The organism is Hoeflea sp. IMCC20628, assembly GCF_001011155.1.
GTDB lineage: Bacteria > Pseudomonadota > Alphaproteobacteria > Rhizobiales > Rhizobiaceae > Hoeflea.
Genome location: NZ_CP011479.1, coordinates 4,805,116 through 4,827,953 on the forward strand (window position 1 = coordinate 4,805,116; position 22,838 = coordinate 4,827,953).

26 protein-coding genes, 1 tRNA gene and 1 pseudogene are annotated in these 22,838 nt (G+C 58.7%); 18 read left to right on the forward strand and 10 right to left on the reverse strand.

Annotated features, from left to right (window positions below):
* Window positions 1-15: 15 nt before the first annotated feature.
* Window positions 16-858 (reverse strand): SDR family oxidoreductase, encoded by an 843-nt coding sequence (locus IMCC20628_RS22600; RefSeq protein ID WP_047032085.1) that lies wholly within the window; start codon window positions 856-858, stop codon window positions 16-18.
* 142 nt (window positions 859-1,000) lie between these two features.
* Between IMCC20628_RS22600 and IMCC20628_RS22605 the strand changes: the two genes are divergently transcribed.
* Both IMCC20628_RS22605 and IMCC20628_RS22610 read left to right on the forward strand, forming a co-directional pair.
* Window positions 1,001-1,852: a YihY/virulence factor BrkB family protein gene (locus IMCC20628_RS22605; protein ID WP_047032086.1), complete on the forward strand. Its 852-nt coding sequence runs from the start codon at window positions 1,001-1,003 to the stop codon at window positions 1,850-1,852.
* Window positions 1,853-1,953: 101 nt separating this feature from the next.
* Window positions 1,954-2,241 carry a hypothetical protein gene (locus IMCC20628_RS22610; RefSeq protein ID WP_047032087.1) on the forward strand — a complete coding sequence of 96 codons (288 nt, stop codon included), beginning with the start codon at window positions 1,954-1,956 and terminating at the stop codon, window positions 2,239-2,241.
* On the opposite strand, the gene gluQRS is transcribed toward IMCC20628_RS22610, so the two are convergent.
* Window positions 2,216-3,154: a tRNA glutamyl-Q(34) synthetase GluQRS gene (gene gluQRS / locus IMCC20628_RS22615; protein WP_047032088.1), complete on the reverse strand. Its 939-nt coding sequence runs from the start codon at window positions 3,152-3,154 to the stop codon at window positions 2,216-2,218. The genes IMCC20628_RS22610 and gluQRS overlap by 26 nt on opposite strands.
* Window positions 3,155-3,217: 63 nt before the next feature.
* On the opposite strand from gluQRS, the gene IMCC20628_RS22620 reads away from it, so the two are divergent.
* Window positions 3,218-3,865, forward strand: coding sequence for a DNA-3-methyladenine glycosylase (locus tag IMCC20628_RS22620; protein WP_047032089.1), 648 nt, complete (start codon window positions 3,218-3,220; stop codon window positions 3,863-3,865).
* 115 nt (window positions 3,866-3,980) lie between these two features.
* On the forward strand, window positions 3,981-4,538 hold the full coding sequence (locus tag IMCC20628_RS22625) for an HNH endonuclease (protein WP_047032090.1): 558 nt from the start codon (window positions 3,981-3,983) through the stop codon (window positions 4,536-4,538).
* Window positions 4,539-4,548: 10 nt separating this feature from the next.
* Here IMCC20628_RS22625 and IMCC20628_RS22630 read toward each other — a convergent pair whose 3' ends face one another.
* Both IMCC20628_RS22630 and IMCC20628_RS22635 read right to left on the reverse strand, forming a co-directional pair.
* On the reverse strand, window positions 4,549-5,073 hold the full coding sequence (locus tag IMCC20628_RS22630) for a disulfide bond formation protein B (protein WP_047032091.1): 525 nt from the start codon (window positions 5,071-5,073) through the stop codon (window positions 4,549-4,551).
* A 2-nt stretch (window positions 5,074-5,075) separates the two neighbouring features.
* Window positions 5,076-5,657 carry a YqaA family protein gene (locus IMCC20628_RS22635; RefSeq protein ID WP_047032092.1) on the reverse strand — a complete coding sequence of 194 codons (582 nt, stop codon included), beginning with the start codon at window positions 5,655-5,657 and terminating at the stop codon, window positions 5,076-5,078.
* A 185-nt stretch (window positions 5,658-5,842) separates the two neighbouring features.
* Between IMCC20628_RS22635 and IMCC20628_RS22640 the strand changes: the two genes are divergently transcribed.
* Window positions 5,843-5,927 (forward strand) — tRNA-Leu (locus tag IMCC20628_RS22640).
* A gap of 299 nt (window positions 5,928-6,226) precedes the next feature.
* Here the strand turns inward: IMCC20628_RS22640 and IMCC20628_RS22645 are convergent.
* Window positions 6,227-6,514 carry a hypothetical protein gene (locus IMCC20628_RS22645; protein ID WP_156174622.1) on the reverse strand — a complete coding sequence of 96 codons (288 nt, stop codon included), beginning with the start codon at window positions 6,512-6,514 and terminating at the stop codon, window positions 6,227-6,229.
* Between the two features lie 59 nt (window positions 6,515-6,573).
* Complete coding sequence (locus IMCC20628_RS22650; protein ID WP_047032094.1) at window positions 6,574-6,936, reverse strand: STAS/SEC14 domain-containing protein; 363 nt, start codon at window positions 6,934-6,936, stop codon at window positions 6,574-6,576.
* 328 nt (window positions 6,937-7,264) lie between these two features.
* On the opposite strand from IMCC20628_RS22650, the gene IMCC20628_RS22655 reads away from it, so the two are divergent.
* Window positions 7,265-8,926, forward strand: a complete 1,662-nt coding sequence (locus tag IMCC20628_RS22655) for an AMP-binding protein (protein WP_047032095.1) — start codon at window positions 7,265-7,267, stop codon at window positions 8,924-8,926.
* Here IMCC20628_RS22655 and IMCC20628_RS22660 read toward each other — a convergent pair whose 3' ends face one another.
* The 3 genes from IMCC20628_RS22660 to secA form a co-directional block, all read right to left on the reverse strand.
* The gene (locus IMCC20628_RS22660; protein WP_052766592.1) at window positions 8,927-10,201 is read right to left on the reverse strand and encodes a GNAT family N-acetyltransferase; all 1,275 of its coding nucleotides are present in this window, start codon (window positions 10,199-10,201) and stop codon (window positions 8,927-8,929) included.
* Window positions 10,202-10,204: 3 nt separating this feature from the next.
* The gene (locus IMCC20628_RS22665) at window positions 10,205-11,626 is read right to left on the reverse strand and encodes a lipopolysaccharide biosynthesis protein (RefSeq protein WP_047032096.1); all 1,422 of its coding nucleotides are present in this window, start codon (window positions 11,624-11,626) and stop codon (window positions 10,205-10,207) included.
* 276 nt (window positions 11,627-11,902) lie between these two features.
* Window positions 11,903-14,620 (reverse strand): preprotein translocase subunit SecA, encoded by a 2,718-nt coding sequence (gene secA, locus IMCC20628_RS22670; protein WP_047032097.1) that lies wholly within the window; start codon window positions 14,618-14,620, stop codon window positions 11,903-11,905.
* 253 nt (window positions 14,621-14,873) lie between these two features.
* On the opposite strand from secA, the gene IMCC20628_RS22675 reads away from it, so the two are divergent.
* From IMCC20628_RS22675 to IMCC20628_RS22700, 6 genes are all read left to right on the forward strand, one after another.
* Window positions 14,874-15,725: a peptidylprolyl isomerase gene (locus IMCC20628_RS22675; RefSeq protein WP_047032098.1), complete on the forward strand. Its 852-nt coding sequence runs from the start codon at window positions 14,874-14,876 to the stop codon at window positions 15,723-15,725.
* A gap of 44 nt (window positions 15,726-15,769) precedes the next feature.
* A complete protein-coding gene (gene argJ / locus IMCC20628_RS22680) occupies window positions 15,770-17,011 on the forward strand; it encodes a bifunctional glutamate N-acetyltransferase/amino-acid acetyltransferase ArgJ (RefSeq protein ID WP_047032099.1) in 1,242 nt (413 codons plus the stop codon).
* Window positions 17,012-17,046: 35 nt separating this feature from the next.
* A complete protein-coding gene (locus tag IMCC20628_RS22685) occupies window positions 17,047-17,805 on the forward strand; it encodes a GNAT family N-acetyltransferase (RefSeq protein ID WP_052766593.1) in 759 nt (252 codons plus the stop codon).
* 4 nt (window positions 17,806-17,809) lie between these two features.
* A complete protein-coding gene (gene mutT, locus IMCC20628_RS22690) occupies window positions 17,810-18,217 on the forward strand; it encodes an 8-oxo-dGTP diphosphatase MutT (protein ID WP_047032101.1) in 408 nt (135 codons plus the stop codon).
* A gap of 124 nt (window positions 18,218-18,341) precedes the next feature.
* Window positions 18,342-18,665, forward strand: a complete 324-nt coding sequence (locus IMCC20628_RS22695; RefSeq protein ID WP_047032102.1) for a hypothetical protein — start codon at window positions 18,342-18,344, stop codon at window positions 18,663-18,665.
* Between the two features lie 43 nt (window positions 18,666-18,708).
* Window positions 18,709-18,888 carry a Flp family type IVb pilin gene (locus tag IMCC20628_RS22700; RefSeq protein WP_047032103.1) on the forward strand — a complete coding sequence of 60 codons (180 nt, stop codon included), beginning with the start codon at window positions 18,709-18,711 and terminating at the stop codon, window positions 18,886-18,888.
* A gap of 5 nt (window positions 18,889-18,893) precedes the next feature.
* Here the strand turns inward: IMCC20628_RS22700 and IMCC20628_RS22705 are convergent, their stop codons facing one another.
* Window positions 18,894-19,778, reverse strand: coding sequence for a methyltransferase domain-containing protein (locus tag IMCC20628_RS22705; RefSeq protein WP_047032104.1), 885 nt, complete (start codon window positions 19,776-19,778; stop codon window positions 18,894-18,896).
* 170 nt (window positions 19,779-19,948) lie between these two features.
* On the opposite strand from IMCC20628_RS22705, the pseudogene IMCC20628_RS25845 reads away from it, so the two are divergent.
* The 6 genes and pseudogenes from IMCC20628_RS25845 to IMCC20628_RS22730 form a co-directional block, all read left to right on the forward strand.
* Window positions 19,949-20,080 (forward strand): annotated as a pseudogene (locus IMCC20628_RS25845) (double zinc ribbon domain-containing protein); the annotation flags it as partial.
* Window positions 20,081-20,107: 27 nt separating this feature from the next.
* Entirely contained in the window at window positions 20,108-20,668 is a 561-nt protein-coding gene (locus IMCC20628_RS22710; RefSeq protein WP_245307977.1) for a ComF family protein, read from the forward strand.
* A gap of 35 nt (window positions 20,669-20,703) precedes the next feature.
* Window positions 20,704-20,964 carry a glutaredoxin 3 gene (grxC, locus tag IMCC20628_RS22715; RefSeq protein ID WP_047032106.1) on the forward strand — a complete coding sequence of 87 codons (261 nt, stop codon included), beginning with the start codon at window positions 20,704-20,706 and terminating at the stop codon, window positions 20,962-20,964.
* A 3-nt stretch (window positions 20,965-20,967) separates the two neighbouring features.
* On the forward strand, window positions 20,968-21,828 hold the full coding sequence (locus tag IMCC20628_RS22720; protein WP_047032107.1) for a carbon-nitrogen hydrolase family protein: 861 nt from the start codon (window positions 20,968-20,970) through the stop codon (window positions 21,826-21,828).
* Window positions 21,825-22,250 (forward strand): DUF1178 family protein, encoded by a 426-nt coding sequence (locus tag IMCC20628_RS22725; RefSeq protein ID WP_047032108.1) that lies wholly within the window; start codon window positions 21,825-21,827, stop codon window positions 22,248-22,250. The genes IMCC20628_RS22720 and IMCC20628_RS22725 overlap by 4 nt, the downstream gene beginning before the upstream one ends.
* Before the next feature lies 1 nt (window position 22,251).
* Window positions 22,252-22,836 (forward strand): DUF3291 domain-containing protein, encoded by a 585-nt coding sequence (locus IMCC20628_RS22730; RefSeq protein ID WP_047032109.1) that lies wholly within the window; start codon window positions 22,252-22,254, stop codon window positions 22,834-22,836.
* Window positions 22,837-22,838: the final 2 nt, after the last annotated feature.

Sequence of the window (22,838 nt, forward strand, 5' to 3'; positions counted from 1 at the left end):
GATTGTCTCCACTGGTCAGTCCTTGCCGGCCAGCCAGGGGTAGAACAATCGTGCCGGCAAAAGCCTGCGGGCGATGACACCCAGTTTCGCCGCCCGCGTCACCGGGTAGTGATAGCGTGGACGCGGCGCGGTCAGGGCATGGTTCAGGACCTTGTAGACCGCGTCAGGGCCGAGCTTGCCGCTGTCTGACCGTTCTTCCTTTTCAAGACGCCGCAACTGGGCCTGATAGTCCTTTCGGTGGACCGAGTTCTCGATGTCGATGTGACGTTCGAGATGTGGCAGGCAATTGGCCCGGAACTCGCTGGCGATAGCACCGGGTTCAATCAGACTGACGTGAATGCCGGAGTCCTGCAACTCGAGCGCCAGCGTGACCGACAAGCCCTCCAATGCATGTTTGGACGCATTGTAAGCGCCGCGAAACCGCATCGGAACCAGGCCAAGAATGGACGAACATTGCACGATGCGGCCATGACCTTGCGCCCGCATCACCGGAATCACCCTTCGGGTCAGGTCGTGCCAGCCGAAAAAATTGGCCTCGAACTGGGCGCGCAAGGCATCGACAGGCAGGTCTTCGATCGCGCCGACCTGTCCGTAACCACCATTGTTGAACAGAGCATCGCAGCGCCCACCGGTGGCGGTCATGGCCTTCTCGAAGAAATCGGTAATGCTGGCCGGATCGGCGTAATCAAGGTGAAGCGCCTCGATGCCGTCTTCCTTGAGCCTCGAGATGTCACCGGGCGTGCGGGCCGAGGCGATCACCTGCCAGCCTTCCGCCTTGAGCGCACGTGCGCAATAGGCGCCGATTCCGCTTGAGCAACCGGTCACCAGAATCGTCTTTTTTCGGTTTTCACCATTCATTGTGAGACTGGCCCCTGTTCCTATGACGTTTCAAATCCCATAATCAGTCAAGGTTGACAATGGAGGCCAGGTGGACCGGCGCAGCCGGTCGGCGCAGATTGGAAGAACTGGCATGATAGCCGGCAAGATCTAGGAGCAAGCATTGCAACGTATCCGGCCGGTGATCGTGGACGCCGTCACCCATTTCAACAATGACGATGGCTGGGCGATGGCCAGTCATGTGGCGCTGTCCATCATTCTGGCGCTGTTTCCATTCATGATTTTCGGAACGGCGCTGGCAAGTTTTCTTGGTGCCAATGCCTATGCCGAAACCGCTTCTCATCTGATTTTCGATGCCTGGCCAGAATCCATCGCCGAACCGATTTCGCGTGAGGTCGTCAATGTGCTGACTGTGGAGCGTGGCGGCTTGTTGACGGTTTCTGTGCTCGCCGCGGCGTTCTTTTCAGCCAATGGTGTCGGCGCGCTCCGGGTCTCGCTCAACCGCGCCTACCGGGTGACGGAAACCCGCTCGTGGTATGTAACGCGGGCGCAAGATCTGGTTTTTGTCGTGGTCGCAGTGCTGGTGATCATGGCGATCAGTTTCCTGCTGGTGTTGGCGCCATTGGCGCTCAAACTGGCGCGGCAATTCGCTCCATGGATGGAGACGATGATTTCAGCGGTGGACAATTGGCGAATTCTGGTTGCCGTTCTGGTTCTGGTCGGCGGCCTGATCACATCGCATCTCTGGCTGCCCTGTGGCCACCGCAAGCTGATAGAGGTGATGCCGGGAATTGGCGTGACGCTCATTGCATGGATTGCCGGCGCGCTGACATTTGCCAGTTATCTCAACCAATTCGCCACATATGCATCAACCTATGCAGGTCTCGCGTCGATCATGATCGCTCTGGTCTTTCTCTATATCATTGCGGCGATCTTCATTCTGGGTGCGGAAATCAACGCCGCCCTTCTCAAGGCGCGCACCTGTTCTGAAGCGGCACAGGGTCCAGCTCTCTAAAGGTTAATGATTAAGCCAGATTCATGATCGGGCACCGCTGCGGCATTCACCATGTTAGACTTTTTCCAATGCGAAGGCGCAGGTGAAAAGGAGATTGGCTGATGTTTGCTGGTTTGTCTTCGGACATGGTTTTGTATTTTGTCGCACTGTCCATCGCTGCATCCTTCTTTGTCGGCAACGCCATGAACTCGGTGTTGGGAGAACAGGGTTTCGGGGTGTGGGGCAACATGATCGTGCTGCTGGCGGGCTTCTGCGTTGGCTTGAATGTGGTGGATGCCATACCGTTCGGGCGCGTGCCCTCGGCGATGATTATTCCGGCGGCCATCGCGGTGTCGTTCGCGATCCTGTTCATTCTTGCCATTCTCAAGCGGATGGTTCGCCCAACCTGATATCCGCCACGCCGGCCCGGTTCATGACGTCAGCGGGAGTGACCCCCTCGTCCCTGAGCGAAGCGATCGAGGCGGCCCCGTCGCTCTTGGAAAGCTTTCGCCCGGTCGAGTCGAGAACCAGGCTGTGGTGCCGGTATCGCGGAACCGGCAAGCCGAGCAATTGCTGCAGCAACCGATGGACCGAAGTCGCCGCGAACAGGTCCTGTCCGCGAATGACGTCGGTTATGTCCTGGATGGCGTCATCGACAGTGACTGCCAGATGATAGCTTGCCGGAAAATCCCTGCGTGCCAAAGCCACGTCGCCCCAGGCTGCGGGGTCAGCGGCAATCTTGCCGGTTTCGCCAGCGGGGCCCTCCCCATGCTCATCCCATAACAGTGTGGTCCCCAGTCCTTTCAGGGCGGCTTTCATGTCGAGCCGCCACGCATGCGGCGCACCGTCTGCGATCCTCCGGGTTCGTTCGGCGCTGGGCAGGTTGCGGTCATCGCCGGGGTAATGTGCAGCGCCATCGGGATCGCGCGGCCATGACTGACCGGTCGATTCGATTTTTCTGACCTGGGCTTGAGCTTCCGAGCGGCTCATGAAGGCCGGATACAGCAGGTCCAGCTTGCGCAATTCCGTCAACGCTGCTTCGTAGTCGGCAAAATGTTCGGATTGACGCCGGACCGGTGCGGGCCAGCCAATCCCGAGCCATGCAAGATCCTCGAAAATTGCGGCCTCGTATTCGGGCCGGGCTCTGCCAATGTCGATATCTTCGATCCGCAGCAGGAATATGCCGCCAAGATCAGCGGCGTAGCGCCAATTGAGTACCGCTGACCGGACATGCCCGACATGAAGCAGACCGTTCGGGCTGGGCGCGAACCGCACCGTCGGGGTGGGCTGATCCTGGTTTGTGGTGGTGCTGACGTTGGGCATGGTGTTTCATGTCATTTTTCAACGCCCCCGTCACGGGGCAGGCTAGGGCCGGAAAGGCAATTTATGCGTCGAATTGACAGCATGGACGATGTTGCCGAGGGCCTGATGGCATTGGCACAGATCGACGCGCGACTGGCCCGGGCCATTGAACTCGCCGGTCCGGTGCCGTTGCGGCGCAAACCGCCGGGCTATGCCGCGTTGACCGAAATCATCCTGTCGCAAATGGTCTCCAAAGCCAGCGCCAACGCGCTCTGGCGCAAACTGGAACTGGCGGCGGGCGAGATCAGCCCGTCGGCGGTGCTGGAACTGTCGGATGCGCAATTGCGGACAGCGGGGCTGTCGCGGGCCAAGGCCGCAACATTGCGGCGGGTCGGTGAAGCGGTGCTTGGCGGAGAGCTTGATCTTGAGCATCTGTGCGGGCTGGAGGGGCGCGAGGCGATCAAACGCCTGACGGCGATCAAAGGCCTGGGGCCATGGACGGCCGAGGTCTATCTGTTGTTCTGCGCCGGGCATCCGGACATTTTCCCGGCTGGCGATGTGGCGTTGCAAAGTGCTGCGGCGCATATGCTGGGGCTGGAGGTCCGGCCGCAAACGCGCGCACTGGCCGGTCTGGCTGAACACTGGAGTCCGTGGCGCGGTGTGGCGGCAAGGCTGCTCTGGGCTTATTATGCGCAAGTGATGCGCCGCGATGCAGCGCCACTTGGAGACTGACCGGGTCCTGGAACAGGCCAGAATGCCATTTCAAAGACGGCGCTTCACAAGCCTGTCATGTCCAGCATAATATGATTTCCGCAGATGCCGAATCGCAATCGCTCAGGAGAGCAAAGTGACGATTTTTGTATCCCCGCAGTCACTGCCGGCGCTCGTCCTGAACGCTGATTACAGGCCTTTGAGTTACTATCCTTTGTCGCTTTGGTCGTGGCAGGATGCCGTCAAGGCTGTGTTTCTCGACCGTGTGCAGATTGTCGCCGAATATGACCACTCCGTGTCATCACCGACCTTTTCGATGCGGGTGCCGAGCGTGGTCTGTCTGAAAACCTATATCAAACCGTCACGATTCCCGGCATTCACGCGCTTCAACCTGTTTCTGCGCGACCGGTTTGAATGCCAGTATTGCGGATCTCCCAATGAGCTGACATTCGACCACGTCATCCCGCGGCGTTGCGGCGGGGAAACCACATGGGAAAATGTGGTGGCGGCCTGTTCGCCCTGCAATCTGCGTAAAGGCGGGGTGATGCCCAGGCAGGCGGGCATGATCCCGCAGCAAAAGCCGTATCGCCCCAGTGTGCAGGATCTGCACAAGAACGGACGGATGTTTCCGCCAAACCATCTGCATGAGAGCTGGATGGACTATCTTTACTGGGACGTCGAACTGCAGCCCTGACCGGGTTGGTTCAGTGCTTGATCAGCGCGCCACGAATGGCGATTGCGGCAAGAGCGGCACTGGCCAGCACGTTCCAGCCGGCAAAGGAAAGACCGAGCACGCGCAGGGCGGCCGAATCGCACGATGGCGGCTTTTTCGAGCTCAGATCGCCAAGCAGGGAACCGGCATCCTTGGTCACGGCATCGGCGGAGGTGGCGCAGGATGCGGGGCCGTCCCACCAATGCCATTCGACACCGGAGTGGTAGACGCCGAGCACAAGGCCATACAGCATCAGCAACCCGCCGACTGCCAATAGTCCGCGCACAGCCCAGGATGGACCACCTGCCAGCGATATCACCGCTGCGACCAGCATCAAGGGCGCGCCGACATAATAGGGCATGCGTTGTTCGAGGCAGAGGGCGCAGGGGATGTAGCCGCCGATATGCTCGAAGGCGAGCGCCGTGCCGACAACAATCGCCATGGCGACTGCGAGAAACAGCGCTGTCATGGTCCGGGCACGGTTGGTGGAGGAGGTGGTCAGGTCAGAAACTGGCATGGTCAGAACACATATTTGATTGCATAAAATCCACCGACCAACAGCACCATGAACAGGGTGAAAAGAAGGCCGAGATATTTTTCGATGAACAACCGGATAGGCTCGCCGAAGCGGGACAGCAACCAGGTCACAAGGAAGAACCGGAATGCCCGGCCAATGACGCTGACGATGGCGAAGATGACCAGATTGAGGCCGGTGGCGCCGGAAAATATCGTCAGGACCTTGTAGGGAAACGGCGTTATCGCCGCAAACAGCACGCCCCAGCCACCCCAGGTGTTGTACCACTGCGAAATCTTCTCGAACTTGTCGGCGGCGCCATAGGTTTCCAGAAGCCACTTTCCAACGCTCTCGTATAGGAACATGCCGATGGCATAGCCGACGAATGCGCCGATCACCGATGCAACGGTGCAGATCAGCGCAAAGCGGATCCAGTTTCGCGGTTTGGCAAGCGTCATCGGGATGAGCAGCACGTCCGGCGGAATCGGAAAGAACGAGCTTTCCGCGAAGGACACGCCAAAAAGCGCCTTTTCGGCATGACGGGTGCCCGCCAGCGACATGGTCCAGTTGTACAGTTTGCGAAGCATGAAACGCCTTCTTCTCGTCGAGCGGCAACCCGTGGGTCTTAATCGCAAAGCCTTGCCGGGTAAACAGGTCTTGCGGCAGGGTCATTTGATCTTGTATTTTGCAGCCGGGATTGTTGAAAAAGCGTTTGACCGGATCAAATCGCTGACTATAGTCCCGCCGTCTGTACCGGTTCGACCGGCGTGGCGCCCCTTTGGCGGAATTGGTAGACGCGCCGCACTCAAAATGCGGTTCTGCAAGGAGTTCCGGTTCGAGTCCGGAAGGGGGCACCATTTTTTCTTGATGCAGTTTTCAAAAGTCGTGCTTGCAGCTTCGTGCAGTACGCAGCCTGTCTGCGTGAACTGGCTTTAGACCGACATGGATGGTTGCCAGAGAGAGTTCCCGGGGAACTCGCTCATGGCGCAAAAAAACCATCGCCCTCAGATGCTGTTATTCCAATTGTGAGAAGACACGAAGAGCGGTTTCCAGGCAGCAGTTGGCTAATTGAGCAAAACCAATGCTGTAGGTTCCGCGCGCGGTTAACTGCCGCCGTCGGAAAATAGTAAAACCAGTTTCCTCCGACGGCTATTACCTATTCTTTGAAGTGCTTGTCCAGGTACTGAACCCAATGGTCAAAATCGCCTTCAAGGGCATGCAGGTCGCGATTCAATTCGTCCTGAACCCCGGTCCAGGCGTCGCCTTCCTTTTCGGTCAGCTTCTTCGTGAGTTCACCCGATTTGCCGCGAATCGCATCTGCTTTTGCTGACACGTCAGGTGCCGGGGTCTTGGCGCCAAATGTTGTCCGGAGCTTTTCTGCCAATTTTGTTTCGATGGCTTGAATTCTCTGAGCTGCTTCAGAAATATCTTTGCTCTCGCGCATGAGTATGAAATCCTTTGGTTGATTGTATGGATGGGCCATTGGGGCGTTCGCGTGGCAGTTCAGGTGCTGATCCACTGCCAGGCTTGAGCCAGTTGGTCTGAACCGAAGACCTTGATCTCGCCCTTCATCAGAAATCCGATCAGCTTGATGCTTCGGTCGACCCAGGCGGGGCCGCCGACCACTGCCAGCTTTCCGAAATCAGCGCGATGCATGAGGCCATAAGAGGCGTCGTCCCAAGCGGCTTCGAGATCCCAGCCTTCAAATGTCTGATCCATGTAAAAGACGATGTTGAGCTGTCCGTGTGCTTTGAACAATTCCGCCAACTGCGGAATGAGGATGGTCTCATAATCCGTCCTGGTCAATTTGCCGCTGGCATGAATGCCAAGCGTGTCGCCACTGCTTTCATTCATGAAATCAATCATTTGTCTTCTCCGTTTCAAATCTACAGCCTGCTCGGCATCCAGCCTCCTGATCCATGAATTCCCACAAGACTGGAGCTCAAGTCTGGCGAAGATGTGGAAGCATAGCGAGATCCTGTATCTCCGTGTTGATCAACATCAATCCTGAGCCAACCATTGGGGTTTGTGTCCGGGGCGCAGCTTCAGCTGATGCAGAGCCAGGTCTGCGGCAAAAATGCCGAACCTCTTCAATCCGCGCTTCACGCCTGATAGGGATTGAGCAGGTGTACTGCCTTATCGCCCAGCAGGGTCGCTGCGGCAGGGCAAAGCCATTGCGCAAGGATTTCCAATCATGTTGTTGCCTGCGGGAAAATCCCTCGAAGATATATCCTCGCGGTTTTCGTGGGACGTTCCGGAGTTTTTCAACATCGGCAGCGCTGTGTCGGATGACTGGGCGGCGCGCGAGCCCGACCGGATCTGTCTCGAGCATTTCAATCCTGATGGAGAACCGGCGCAGTTGAGCTATGTCGGATTGGCGCGGCGCTCGAATGCGTTTGCCAGAGGCTTGAGATCGCTTGGCGTGAAGTCTGGCGACCGGGTGGCGCTGATGCTGCCGCAGGGGTTTGAGACGGCCATCGCCCATGTGGCGATTTACAAGCTCGGCGCCGTCGCCGTGCCATTGGCACTGTTGTTCGGAGTCGAGGCGGTGGAACACCGGTTGACCGCGTCGGGTGCAGTCGCTCTGGTGACAACAGGGACCGGCCTCGGCAAGGTCGTGGCCATCCGGGAACGTCTGACCGCGCTCGAAACCATCATTGTCACCGACAATGACATTGAGGGCAGCGATGCGGTCAGCTTTGACGCGCTGGAAAACGGCCATTCAGATGCGCCGATCGCGGTTGTAACCCGCGCGGACGATCCGGCGCTGATGATCTTCACCTCCGGAACCACCGGGCCGCCCAAGGGCGCGCTGCACGGTCACCGGGTGCTGATCGGCCATATCCCCGGCGTGCAGACCCATCATGAATTCATGCCGCAGCCGGGGGACAAGCTCTGGACCCCGGCGGACTGGGCCTGGGCTGGCGGCCTGCTCAATGTGCTGTTGCCGGGGCTGCTGCTTGGCGTGCCGGTGGTGTCGTCCAGGGCGCAAAAATTCGATCCGGAACTGGCCTACCGAATCATGGCCGAGATGGATGTGCGCAATGTCTTCATCCCGCCCACCGCGTTGCGAATCATGCGTACGGTGGCGGACCCACTCTCTCGCCATGACCTCCGGCTGCGCACCATCGGTTCCGGGGGCGAAGCCTTGGGCCGCGAAACCTATGATTGGGCACAGCGGGTTCTTGGCCTGACCATCAACGAATTCTATGGCCAGACCGAATGCAATCTGGTGCTGGCATCCTGCGCCCAGCTGGGCGTCAGCCGTGGCGGCGCCATCGGCAAGCCGGTGCCAGGGCACCAGGTTGCCGTCATCGATGATCAGGGCAAGGTCGTGCCGGATGGAATCTCGGGCCAGATTGCGGTCAAACGCCCCGACCCGGTGATGTTCCTGGGTTATTGGCAGAATGAAGCGGCGACTGAGGCGAAATACATCGGTGACTGGATGCTGACCGGGGACCAGGGCGTTCGCGATGCTGACGGCTATTTCTCGTTTTTCGGGCGCGACGACGACGTCATCACCTCGTCGGGATACCGGATCGGACCCGGAGAAATAGAGGATTGCCTGACCGGACATCCGGCGGTGGTGCTTGCGGCGGCAGTCGGCAAGCCGGACGCGATCCGCACCGAAATCGTCAAAGCCTATGTGGTGGTGGCGCCGGGGATCACGGCAGATGCGGAACTGGCGGTGTCGGTCCGCGATTGGGTCAAGACCCGGCTGTCGGCGCATGAATATCCGCGCGAGATCGAATTTGTCGACAGCCTGCCATTGACCACCACCGGCAAGGTGATCCGGCGCGAGCTCAGAGACAGGGCGATTGCCGAAGTCGCTGCAGCAGGAGCATCCGACGCCTGATCAGCGGCGGGCGATGCCGCGGATTTTTTCCCGCAGCAGCCGGGCAATGTTTCGGGTGTTTCGGTAGATGTGGAGTTGGGTCGCAACCTGACGAACATCGCGGTCGTGACTGGGATCAAGGCCGATGACCATGGTGCCCATGCTTTCGCGCTCGGTCCACATGCGGCTCATGACAGGATGATCCGGAACCGCACAGGAGTCGGTGCGCCGGATGTTGAGATCATCCAGATGCCATTCGGTCAGCCTGTCGACCAGAAGTTTGCCGGGAGAATAGCGGGCATAGGTCTCATTGTAGGCTGTTTTCCACGTCCAGGCGTCGCCTGCGGTGACGAACACGATCATGGAGGCAATGGCTTCGCCATCGAGTGCCAGGCTGTGAATGCGCACGCTGTCGGTTTCGGCCAGGCTGTTGATTGCCTCGCGGGCAAAGGCGGCACGGTAGCGATCGGCAACCATGGCCGACTTGCGGCGGCCCTTCCAGCCTGAATCCTCGAGCGTCAGGAATTCCTCGAGGTGGTATCGGATTTCCTCGGGCTGGCGCGCCACAACGTAGCTCACTTCGCCATGCTCGGACAAACGGCGCCATTGCCGGCGCATCTCGTGGCGATGCTTGTTGGAGATGGATTTTGCCAAATATTCGTCGGCGTCCAGGGTGCTTTCGAGAAAGGGGCGTTGTGCCTCGTCGGTGACCGCGACAGAAAGGTTGCGGCTCATCGCGACAGCCCGAAGCAAGGAAGCGACCGGGCCATCCAGCCGCATGTCGGGCAGCACCAGAATGCCGGGCAAGCCAGTTTCGGGCTTTGAAAGCGCTTCAAGCATGTTGTCGAGCGTTTCGGCCGCGTCCTCGCGATCAAGCAGCGGCGTTCCCAGAGGACCGAAGGGATTGGCCCATGCCCGGATGATTGAAGCGCCGACCGAGAAGCCGGGCTTTTCGACGGAGAATGGCAGCATCAGGCGCATGCGCGAATGGGCTTCGGTTTCATCGCGCATCAGCATGAGGCGAACCACCCGGTCCTCAAGCCGTGGCATGGCCGGAGCCAGGAACCGGCCCGAGAAGAAGACGTTCGGCTCCAAGGCCCGGTTGGTCAGAAAATCAAGCTCTTCCTGCAGTTCATAACCGGCGCGCGCCGGATAGATGGCCAGATGCCTGCCTGGCCGCCCAACGGCGATATCGCGGTCGGGAAGCGGGCGGGCGGTCTCGACGTCAGCGAACTCGCCAATCAGCGTATTGGCCTGGCTTGCGACTTCTTCGTGGATGATAGGACTGGAAGCCATGGTCTATCTGACCTCCGTTCCGGAAAACTCGCGGTGCGAAACCGGACCCGCGGCGATGAACATGACGATGCCTAACCGGCGGCGTATGATGACGTGGAGCAGGCTTGCCTCAATCATCATGGCCGCGGCCGTGGCGGTCGCTGCTCCGATCAATCCCCAGGCAGGAATAAGCATGACATTGAGGCCGAGATTGGCGGTCAGCGCAATCGCATAGATCGCGGCACAAATCTTGTGCTCGCCAGCCATGGTCAACAACACCTCGCCCGGGCCAATCATGGCTTTGGCGATAATGCCGCAGAAAAGCACGACCATGATCATGTGGCCTTCCTGAAAGGTCGGACCGAACAGCGACAGCAAAAACGGCCCTGCCAGGATGACCAGACCGCCAACCAGCAGTGAGGGCCAGAAGGTCCATTGCACGGTCTGCCGGGCGAACGCCGCCAAAGCGGTACGATCTGCCCCTGAAACCAGGCCGGAAAACCGCTGGGCAGCGGCTGCCTTGACGGCAAAATAGACAAAGTGCACCAGCGCCATGGTCTTGGCGGCGGCGAAATAGACGGCCACCTTTCCCGGCGGCAGGTAGAAGCCGACGATGATGACGTCAGCATTGGTCAGCATAAAATAGAAGCCTTCGATCAGAAAAATCGGAAAAGCCACCATCAGCCATGTTCTGAAATGAATCTGGATACCGCGAACCGGGAACCGATGCTTGAGCTTGCCGGTGATAACAACAAACTGAATGACCGTCGTCAGATAGGCCGCTGCCAGTGCTGCGAGAATTGCGGTGTTGGCATCGGCCATACGCCCCAGACCAATGGCGCAGGCGACGAAGGACAAGATCAGCAGCGGGCGTATGATGTAGGTCGGGCTCAGCGCATGAACCGGCCAGCCATTGGCCCGCGCTGTGCCGTCCAATACATCGCCCAGGGCGATCATCGGCAGCACAAAGGCGCCAATGAACAGTGGTTGAATGTAATAGGACTGGATGTGGTCACCCAGCAGATAGATCGCCGCGATGCCGGAGGCGGCAATGAGCGTCGCTGACACCATGGCAAAAATCCGGGCGGTCGCGGTCAGGCCCCTGATGGCCTCATCGGCGCCTTCGGTACGGTATTGCGGCAGGAATCGAATGACTGCGGTGTGGAACCCGAGACAGGATAGATTGCCGAGAATGACCACGATGACCCAGACGAAAACGAATACTCCGTATTCGAATTCGCCCATCAGTCGCACCAGGATGATCTGGGACGCAAAGGCGATCGCCGCACTGACAACGCGAATGGAAAAAGCGATGATGGCCATGCGCTGGGCCGCGCTGGTCTCGTCTTTCGCCGCCATCACCGTGGTCAAGCGCGCAAACATCGACATCAGCCACGCAGCGTAGCGCGGCGGCAATATTTTGCCGGCTGTGTCAATCAAAGTCATGGTCAGACTTTTGTCCTGTTGTTGCACAGGTACTTTGCCACGGCGATGTTAAGAAACGGTTTGCCCTTCGACCCGCGGAGGCTGTCTTCTTGACCAAAGGTTGCGTTGATTTGGCCGATGCAAGCAGCCGGGCAGACACAGGCACGGGAAGAAATCAGCGCTTTTGGCCGACTTTACGGGCAGATTTCCCGGAGCGAGGCCGTTGATACAAAAACGGGATCCGCAGATGCGGATCCCGTTCAAATTCAGCAAGTGTGTGATCCAAGCTGTCAGACGTTAGAAAGCGCCATGGCAATGCTTGTACTTCTTGCCCGACCCACATGGGCAGGCCTCGTTCCGGCCAACCTTGCCCCAGGTGGCTTCATCTTCCGGGTCGCGGTCTTCCGGAGCAACGACGGCAGAGGCCAACTGTGCGTCTGCCTGACTGAACTCATCTTCTCCGGTGGAGGCGTCCAGATGGTGGCCTTCAATGCCTTCCGGCAATTCGGGCTCTGGAGTGGTCGCCGCTTCGCGGACAATTTCGACCCGCATCAATTGCGCCATGACGGCCTGGCGCAGATTGGCCAGCAGCGCTTGAAACAGTTCAAACGCTTCGGATTTGTATTCCTGAAGCGGATCACGCTGGGCATAGCCGCGGAAACCGACGACCGAGCGAAGGTGGTCGAGATTGACCAGATGCTCACGCCAGAGATGATCAAGTGTCTGCAGAACAACGGATTTTTCCACATAGGTCATGACCTCAGGTCCGAACCGTTCAGCCCTTTCCTTGGCCAGCTTGTCAGCGGCTTCGGTGATGCGGGTATGAATGTCGTCTTCGGCAATGCCTTCTTCCGCAGCCCACTCTTCGATCGGCAAATCGAGATTGAGATAGGCCTGGACGCCCTTCTTGAGCTCTTCGACATTCCATTGTTCGGCATAGGCGCGCTCCGGAATGTGGAGCTTGACCAGGCCATCGATGACGTCCTGACGCATGTCCTCGATGGTCTCGGAAACGGATTCCGCGTCCATCAATTCCTTGCGTTGCTCGAACACCACCTTGCGCTGGTCGTTCATCACGTCATCGAATTTGAGCAGATTCTTGCGAATGTCGAAGTTGCGCGCTTCAACCTTCTTCTGGGCCCGCTCAAGCGCCTTGTTGATCCATGGATGGATGATCGGCTCGCCGTCCTTGAGGCCCAGCGTCTTGAGCATGCTGTCCATGCGCTCGGAGCCGAAGATGCGCATCAGATCATCCTGCAGCGACAGGAAGAACTTGGAGCGACCCGGATCGCCCTGACGACCCGCGCGGCCGCGCAACTGGTTGTCGATGCGTCGGCTTTCATGACGTTCGGTGGCCAGGATATAGAGGCCGCCGGCTGCGATCGCTTGATCCTTGAGCGCCTTTATCTCGGCCCGAATGATCTTTTCTTTTTCATCGCGCTCGGGACCTTCAGGCATGTCGCCAAGTTCCTGGGCGACGCGCATGTCGGCGTTGCCGCCGAGCTGAATATCGGTGCCACGACCGGCCATGTTGGTGGCGATGGTTACGGCGCCGGGGACCCCGGCTTGGGAGACGATATAGGCTTCCTGCTCGTGGTAACGGGCGTTGAGCACCTTGAAATCCGCTATGTCGGCCTTGCGCAGCAATTCAGCGAGAATTTCGGATTTGTCGATTGACGTGGTACCGACCAGAACCGGTTGATTCTTGGCGCGGGACAGCCTGATGTCGTCGATGATGGCTTGGTATTTTTCCTCGACGGTGCGGTAGACCTCGTCGTCTTCATCAATACGGGCAATTGGCACATTGGTCGGCACTTCAACAACGTCGAGACCGTAGATGTTTCCAAACTCCTCGGCTTCGGTCGAGGCCGTACCGGTCATGCCGGCAAGCTTGGAGTACATGCGGAAATAATTCTGGAATGTGATTGATGCCAGCGTCTGGTTTTCCGGCTGGATCTTGACGCCTTCCTTGGCCTCAAGCGCCTGATGCTGGCCTTCGGAATAGCGGCGTCCGGGCATCATGCGACCGGTGAATTCGTCGATGATGACGATCTCGTCGTCCTTGACGATATAGTCCTTGTCGCGTGTGAAAAGCCGGTGTGCCTTGAGCGCGTTGTTGATGTGGTGAACCACGGAGACGTTCTCGACATCGTAGAGCGATTCGCCCTTGAGCATGTCGGCTTCCGCCAGTATGGCTTCAAGTTTCTCGGTGCCGGTTTCAGTGAAGGTTGCGGACCGCTGCTTCTCGTCGATTTCGTAATCGTCAGGCTCGAGCTTACTGATCAGCTTATCGATGCTGGTGTAGAGATCTGACCGGTCATCAAGTGGGCCGGATATGATCAGCGGCGTGCGGGCTTCATCGACCAGAATGGAATCGACTTCATCGACGATAGCGTAGTGATGGCCGCGCATGACCATCTGGGCGCGTTCATATTTCATGTTGTCGCGGAGATAATCGAAGCCGAGTTCATTGTTGGTGGCATAGGTGATGTCGCACGCATAGGCCTCGCGACGTTCATCGTCGTCCATGCCATGGACGACGATCCCGGTGGTCATGCCCAGAAAACCATATATTCTGGCCATCCACTCGGCGTCGCGACGCGCCAGGTAATCGTTGACGGTGACGACGTGGACGCCCTTGCCGGAGAGCGCATTGAGATAAACGGCAAGGGTGGCAACCAACGTCTTGCCTTCGCCCGTCTTCATTTCGGCGATAGCGTTCTCGTTGAGGATCATGCCGCCGATCAACTGGACATCGAACGGTCGCAGCCCGACGGCGCGGTGGGCCGCCTCTCGCACGGTTGCGAAGGCGGGAACCAGAAGGTCGTCAACCGCGGTGCCTGAAGCTATCTGCTCACGAAACTGTGTCGTGCGGGCAACCAATTCGGCATCGCTCAGCGCGCGGAGTTCGGGCTCCAGAGCATTGATGGCGTCAACTTTTGGCTTATAGGCTCGAATGCGGCGTTCATTTGAAGAGCCGAACAATTTACGGGCGATAGCGCCGAACTTGACCATTACTATGGTCCTTTCTTGAGGCTGCACGGGCGGCAGGGCTGAAAACCGGCGCTGGCCTGCGACCGGAGAGTCGATTGGAAAACGCCATCCCGCCAGCCTTCAATCCATGAAAGCCGTCTGGACGGACGGTTGGCTGACAGATAAGAGGGGGGTCGAACGATGTCAACGGCGGTTAAAGTCCGTCTTAAGGCGGCCAAAATCCATGGGTACTTGGCTAGCCGTCCCAAAAAGCCTCACAATGAAAGGTCTATCCATGCGCCTATCGCAGCTTGCAGCCACACTTCTCCTGAGTTCAATCGCATTCATGCCAGTTCACGGCCTCGCCGCTGATGAGGCCGATCCGGTGGTTGCCACGGTCGCCGGTGTCGAGATCCGCGCGTCTGAACTGAAATTGGCGGAGGGTGATCTTGATCCGCAATTTGCGCAGATGCCGGTTGAACAGCGCCGGGTTGCTGCGCTTGCCGCGGTCATTGATATCAAGACACTTGCCCGCAAGGCTGAAACCGAAAAGCTCGACCAGACGGAAGAATTCAAAACGCTGATGCAGTTCCAGCGCGACCGGGCCTTGCACAATGCCATATTCAAGGCATCCGTTGTTGATCCGGTGACTGACGCCGATATCAAGGCGCGCTATGACAAGGAACTCGCCGCCTCACCACCGGAAGAGGAAGTCAGCGCCCGCCACATCCTTTTGAAAACCGAAGAGGAAGCCAAGGCAGTCATCGCCGAGTTGGATGCGGGTAAGGATTTCGCCGAACTGGCCAAAGAAAAATCGACAGGTCCAAGTGCTGCGCAGGGCGGGGAACTTGGATATTTCACCAAGGGTCGCATGGTTCCGGAATTTGAAGCTGTGGCTTTCACGCTGAAGGCCGGCGAATACGCCAAGGAACCAGTCAAAACCCAGTTTGGCTGGCATGTCATCAAGGTTGAGGACCGTCGCGAAACCGCGCCTCCGGAATTTGATGCTATTTCCGACCAGGTCCGGCAGCTGGTGATGCGTGAGCGTTACGGCGATCTCATCAAGGCAGCGCGTGCCGAAGTCGAGATCGACGTGCTCGATCCTGATCTCAAGACGGCTTACGACACCATCAATCAGCAGAAGTAGCCCAAGCCATTTCTGGCTGACGCCGCCGTTTCAAGGAACCTCCGATGTCCATCGACATATCGCCACTGGCTCCCAAATCCTATGCAGAGCTTCCGCCGATAGCGGGAGTTCGCATCGAAACGGCGGCGGCCGGGATCAAGTACAAGGGTCGGACAGACGTCATGCTGATGGTGTTTGACAAGCCGGCGGCTGTTGCGGGCGTGTTCACCACGTCGAAATGTCCGTCCGCACCGGTTGATTTCTGCCGGACAAATCTCGGTGGAGGTTTGGCGCGGGCACTGGTGGTAAACTCCGGCAACGCCAATGCGTTTACCGGACAAAAAGGCGTTGCTGCCACGTCCCTGACCGCAAAAGCTGCTGCGCAGGCAGCGGGATGCGCCGAGAGCGAAGTGTTTCTGGCTTCCACGGGCGTCATCGGCGAACCTCTGGATGCGAGCAAATTCGCAACGGTTCTCGACAAAATGGCCGTCACAGCAAGTGGCGACCGGTGGATCGACGCGGCGCGGGCGATCATGACCACCGACACCTATCCAAAGGTCGCCACGCGGACAGCGCGGATCGACGGGGTCACGGTGACGCTCAACGGCATGGCCAAGGGCGCCGGGATGATTGCGCCCGACATGGCGACCATGCTGTCTTTCATCGTCACCGATGCGGATATTGAGGCACCGGCGTTGCAGGCCATGCTCAACCGCCATGTCGGCGCGACATTCAACGCAGTTACAATCGACAGTGATACTTCGACCTCTGACACGCTGATGGTTTTTGCCACCGGCGCTGCAGGCGCCAAAGGTGCGGGCGTGATTTCCGCGGCCACGGACCCGCGCGCCCGGAGTTTCGCAAAGGCCCTGGCCGACCTCATGGAAGATCTGGCAATCCAGATCGTGCGCGATGGCGAAGGCGCCCGCAAACAGGTCGAGATCGTGGTTACCGGCGCAGCGTCGGCCAAGGCGGCGGGACGCATCGCCAGGTCGATCGCCAATTCGCCGCTGGTCAAGACGGCGGTGGCCGGCGAGGACGCCAATTGGGGGCGGATTGTCATGGCGGTCGGCAAGGCCGGCGAAAAGGCCGAGCGCGACAAGCTTGCGATCTGGTTTGGCGATGTGCGGGTGGCGGTCGATGGTGAGCGCGATCCGGCCTACAGCGAAGCCGCAGCCTCCGATGTTATGAAGCAGGATGAAATCACCATCAGGGTTGATCTCGGTATCGGTCGCGGCAAGGCCAGGGTTTTCACCTGCGACCTGACCAAGGCCTATGTAGAGATCAATGGTGATTACCGCAGTTGAGCGGTTCTCCGCGTAATTTGAACAAGAGGCGAATTTTGCCAAACCTTGCTATTGTCAGAAGACTTGAAGCCGTTGGATTCCGGGCCTGGCCAGCGGCGTCGATTCAGTATGACGGCAGTTGGCAGATACGGTTGACCGCAGGTCATCCTTCAAAACGGCTCAATTCGGTCAATCCGCTTGATCCGTCAGATCATGACGGCATTGAAATCCGGGTTGAACGCGCTGCCCGCCGTTTTGATTCCTATGACCGGGCGCTGGTGTTCCGGCAAACGCCGTTGGCGCCGCCGCCGCTGGAATCCTATCTGGACAAGCTCGGCTGGCGCCGATTCGATGAAACAATCGTCATGATGAGCGCCATCAACAGCCTCGACATCGATAGTGGTATGGATCACCTGCCTCTGCGTGATGTCGGGCGTTATGTTGACGCTTCCATTGCGGTGCATGGGCGTGATCAATCGCTCAAGCCGGGACTGACCGAGGTTTTGAGCTCGATACGGCCGCCGAGCGGCTTGTTCGTTCTGGAAGGTGAAACGACCGGCCCGCTTTCAACCGCGCTCTGCGTTCATGACAATGACCTTGCCGGATTGTTCGAGCTTGCCACGCGCAAAGACACGCGGCGAGCCGGGCATGGTCGCGAGATCGTAATTGCAGCGCTGCGCTGGGCGCGGCATCGTGGTGCGGAGACGGCATGGCTGCAGGTTGAAAGCGCCAACACCGCTGCCGTTGCGCTCTACAAGGGCCTGGGTTTTGGTGAGGTCTATCGCTACGCCTATCGCCAGAGGCCGGGGTATTAGAGCGATGACACCCAGGAAAATACTGCTGGTCGCCGCCTGCGCCCTGGTCGACGCTGATGGCCGTGTGCTGCTGACGCAACGGCCAGAGGGGAAAAAGCTCGCAGGCCTTTGGGAATTCCCGGGCGGCAAGGTTGAGCCGGGGGAAACGCCGGAAACAGCGCTGATCCGCGAACTCATTGAAGAGGTCGGGGTGACGACGAAGGAAGCGTGCCTCGCACCGCTGACATTTGCGAGCCACAGCTATGATGATTTTCATCTGCTGATGCCGCTTTTCGTCTGCCGCCGCTATGAGGGAACGGCGCGCGGTCTTGAAGGTCAGGCCCTGAAATGGGTACGCCCCAGGGACATGCGAGACTATCCGATGCCACCCGCCGATGAGCCGCTGATCCCCTACCTCATCGACCTGTTGTAAGAATTACGTCTCCAACATACCGCAAAAAAAGCGATTGTTCGTATTAGCGTTAATGAAACTTCAATTCCCTCCACGCAACAATGAAGCGAGTGAAGGACCTGAGCGGGTTCTCAGTGGAGACGTTATGACCAAAGATGATTTCTGGATGACGGTGGCGGACAGAGACGGGGCGGCAACTCAGCCCAAGCGATTCGGCGCCGTTCGTGTGGCGTTGCTTTTCGGTACTGCAGCGATTGCTGTTGCAGCCATTCTCACTCCTATTCTGGCTGATCGCTCTACATCGGCGCGGGTCGCATGGGCGCCAGAGGAATTTGACAACATCACCACAGGGTCGATCCCGCAGCGCTCCCCAATCACAGTCTACACCGTCCGCAAGTCAATATTGCAAGAGAGCCCCGGCTCGCTTTGTATCATTCGAAGCGATGGCAGGAAGACCGGAGATTGCTGATCCGGGTCTTCCTGGTCGCCATAAACTGAATCAGGAACATATTATGAAAATTGCTTTTTTTCAGTTTGTGAAAGATCGATGTGGGGCCACTGCTATAGAATATGCCCTGATCGCGTCCCTGATTTCAGGGGGGCTGATTGCAGGTGGCATGAAACTGGGCAATACCATCAACTCGACAATGGCTGGCCCGGCCCAGCATCTCAAGAACAGCCAAGGCGATTGACCCTGTCAGCGTGGCAGTTTGTGTTCTGGCACTTTTAGCGCGTCAGCCAGACTGGCCTTGGCTGAGCCCGGCTTGAGCGGTTTCTGCTGGTTTTCATGCGGCGCCCACCCGGATAGATGGATGATTGGGAAACTGGCGCGGATGCGCCCATCCGGGTCTGAAAAACGTTCCGCGTAGATCTGTGCAGCACGCATGAAGAGCTTTCGGCTGGCTGGCTTCCGACTCCGGTCCGTCAGCAGCGAAGTCATGCCCATTGCGCGCAGATCTCTCAAGAGTCCGAACATATCCGCATACCTGACTACTATATCGTCGATATCGGTGACCGGTAGCGCAAAGCCTGCGCGCTGCAGCAAGGCTCCATAATCGCGAATATCGGCGAAGGGATGAATCCTGGCATTGGCGCCACCGGTCAATTCGCTTTCGGCCGCCAGCAGGGATTCACGCAATTCGCCCAGCGTGCCTGCGCCAGGTGCTGCGGCAAGCAGCAGGCCGTCGGGTTTGAGCGCGCGTCGCAATTGCACCAGAACACCCGGCGTGTCGTTGGTCAGGTGCAGCGCCAGCGGAGAGATCAGAAGGTCAGCACTTTCCGGCTGTAGCGGCACATGATCGGGATCGGCAAGCGTCAATGCGCGGTTATCAGTGCCGGGCATGGCGCATAGTTCGATGAACCTGAACTCCGCCGTTTTGCCGGTGGCTGTCATTGCATCCGCGACCCGCGACAACCCGCCATGGACCTGGACCGGGTGATCGAAGTAGCGTTCAACCACCGACAGGCGCTCGGCCATGTCATCAGCAACCCTGCGAACCAGGAAATCCGCTCTCGGTACGGGACGGGCGAGCGCACGCAAGCGGCGCTGGCGCATCAGATCGTGGTCAAAAAGGTGATCCATGGTTCAATCCACTGGCTTGGGGCATCGTGCGGCCTGTTTGTCCGACGGCGCTCTAACTCCGGCTCGCTTGTTGGATGGAACGGCGTTAAAGTCAACCAATGTACTCAATGGATGCAATCGGTTATTTGCATGAATTGAAGCTGGCGATCGGGCGCGCCGGGGCGGGCCTAATGCGGCTGGTTTATCCGCCGGTCTGTGCCGGATGTGGCAAAATGACCGACCAACCCGCCGCTTTGTGTCCTGTTTGCTGGGGAACCGTCCGATTTATTGAACGACCATTTTGCGAAATTACAGGTCTGCCTTTCGACCATGACAGGGGTGAGGGCCTGGTGTCACCGCAGGCGATTGCAAATCCTCCGCCCTATTCGAAAGCCAGGGCGACGGTGTTTCATGACGGTGTCGCGCGAAAAATCGTTCATCGATTGAAATACTCCGATCGCGCGGATCTCTCGCCGATGATGGCGGCCTGGATGGTTCGGGCAGGCGGTGATGTGATCGATGACAGCGATGTCATCGTGGCTGTGCCGTTGCATCGGGGCCGGTTGTTTTCACGGCGTTACAACCAGTCCGCAGAACTGGCACGGATACTCGCCCGGCTGTCGGGCAAGCCGTTCCTGCCGGGTGCGATGCGCCGGATCCGCGCCACGCGCCAGCAGGTCGGGTTGGGATTGCGGGCCAGGCAGGACAATGTGCGCGGTGCGTTTTTTGCGGTGCCGGAACAGGCGCATCGTTTCAACGGGCTGAAGGTCTTGCTGGTTGATGATGTACTGACTACCGGTGCCACGGTTGAGGCGGCAACCCGGACGCTGCTCCGCGGCGGCGCAAGACAGGTCAATGTGTTGACCTTTGCCAGGGTTGCAAGCCCGGGTGAGGAAACCCTATATGCCTGAATGGCCACAAAGGCATTCAACAATCGGAGTTCCCCATGACCGACGTGATCCTCTACACCCGACAGTTCTGCGGATTCTGCACTGCGGCCAAAAGGTTGCTCGACGGCAAAGGTGTCGGCTACACTGAGCATGACGCAACTTTCTCGCCTGACATGCGGCAAGAAATGATCGCCAAGGCGAATGGCCGGTCGACGTTTCCGCAGATCTTTATCGGCAGCACACATGTCGGCGGATGCGATGAACTGATGGCGCTGGACCGCGCCGGCAAGCTTGACCCGATGCTGACAGGAGCCTGATGAATGCGTGAGTTGATCGTTGCCGCCATCCAGATGCGCTCAGGCGTTACGCCCGCAGCGAACATTGAGTCGATGGAGGTTCTGGTTCGCCAGGCCGCATCGCGCGGCGCGCGCTATGTTCAGACGCCAGAGATGACAGGCGCTCTGGTGAAGAACCGCGAAGCACTTCGCAAAAGCCTCAGATCTGAAGCTGAAGATCCGGTTCTGCGCGCCGCATCGGCACTCGCCACCGAGCTCGGCATCTATCTGCATATCGGATCGACAGCTGTCCATGCGGGAAATGACATGGCGGCCAATCGTGGCGTGGTGTTTGATCCAAATGGCGCGTCACTTGCCAGCTATGACAAGATCCACATGTTCGACGTCGATCTCGACAATGGTGAAAGCTGGCGGGAAAGTTCTACCTATCAGCCCGGTGAAATGGCTGTGACCGTTGATCTCGACGGCGCCCGGCTGGGAATGGGCATTTGCTATGACGTCCGGTTCCCGCATCTGTTTCGCGATCTGGCGCTGGCTGGCGCGGATATCCTGACCGCTCCCGCTGCCTTCACACGGCAGACAGGCGAGGCACATTGGCATGTGCTGCAACGTGCAAGGGCAATTGAAAACGGCGCCTTCATGATTTCGGCAGCGCAGGGTGGTGTGCATGAGGACGGGCGCGAAACCTACGGCCATTCCCTGATTGTCGATCCATGGGGGCGGGTGATTGCGGAAATGCAAGGCGATGAGCCCGGTATTCTTGTCGCCAGTCTGGCGCTTGATGAGGTGAAGGCCGCGCGCTCGAAAATTCCCAACCTGAAGAACGCTCGCAGCTATCGCATCAATAACGGTGTGCAAACGACAATGGGAGAGCAAGTGGCGTGATCCGGTTTTCCCTGCATTGCGAGAAAGATCACGAGTTTGAGGGATGGTTTTCCTCAAGCGCGGATTATGATGCGCAATGCGATCGGGGACTGGTGGAATGTCCGGTTTGCAGTTCCCGCGAGATCAGCAAGGCGCTGATGGCGCCGGCTGTAGCGGTCTCCCGGGAAACGGCGTCGCGACCATTGGCGATGGATCCGGAAAAACGCGACATGATGCGCAAGTTGCGAGGGATGGTTCAGGCCGTCCGGCAGAACTCGGAAGATGTCGGCGACCGGTTTGCCGACGAAGCACGCAAGATCCACCATGGTGAAACCGAAGCCCGCGGAATCATCGGCAAGGCTTCCAGCGAGGACGCGAAATCGTTGATCGAGGAAGGCATCGAAATTGCGCCGTTGCCGGAATTTCCGGACGATTTGAGCTGACATGCCCGCGCCCGGTTTCCATCTGGCGATATACAATTTCGGCCTGCATGTGGCGGCTTACGGCGCGCCGGAAGTGCAGGGGTTTGCACGCCGCGAACCATTGAATTTCGCGGCGGCTGAAAAAGCCTCGGGTTTTGTCGGACGCTCAGGCTATGACGGCGAACCGGGGCCGGGGAGTTGGGGACTCCAGGTTTTTCCCCGGTTCATCATTGGCAGCGGATTTGACAGCGGGCCCTCATCGTTGTCCTCATGGGATGACGTCGAGAGCCTGATGGCATTTTCCTATGCCGGGGTTCATGCCGAAGCCCTCAGGAATGCCCGCAACTGGAACACCAAGAATGATTGGCCGCCTTTGGTGTTGTGGTGGTTTGAAGCGGGCTGTCGTCCGGACTGGCAGCAGGGTGCGAATAAGCTCGAATGGCTGCACGATCATGGACCAGGCCCGGACGCCTTCACCTTCAAGCAACCTTACGGACCGGACGGTGAACCGCTGGAAATTGATCGCGCTCGTGTGAAAGCGCTGATTGAGGCGAATGCGGCTGGTCAACGAGACCTGCTGGAACAGCTCAAGGCCATTCCGGTCTAAAC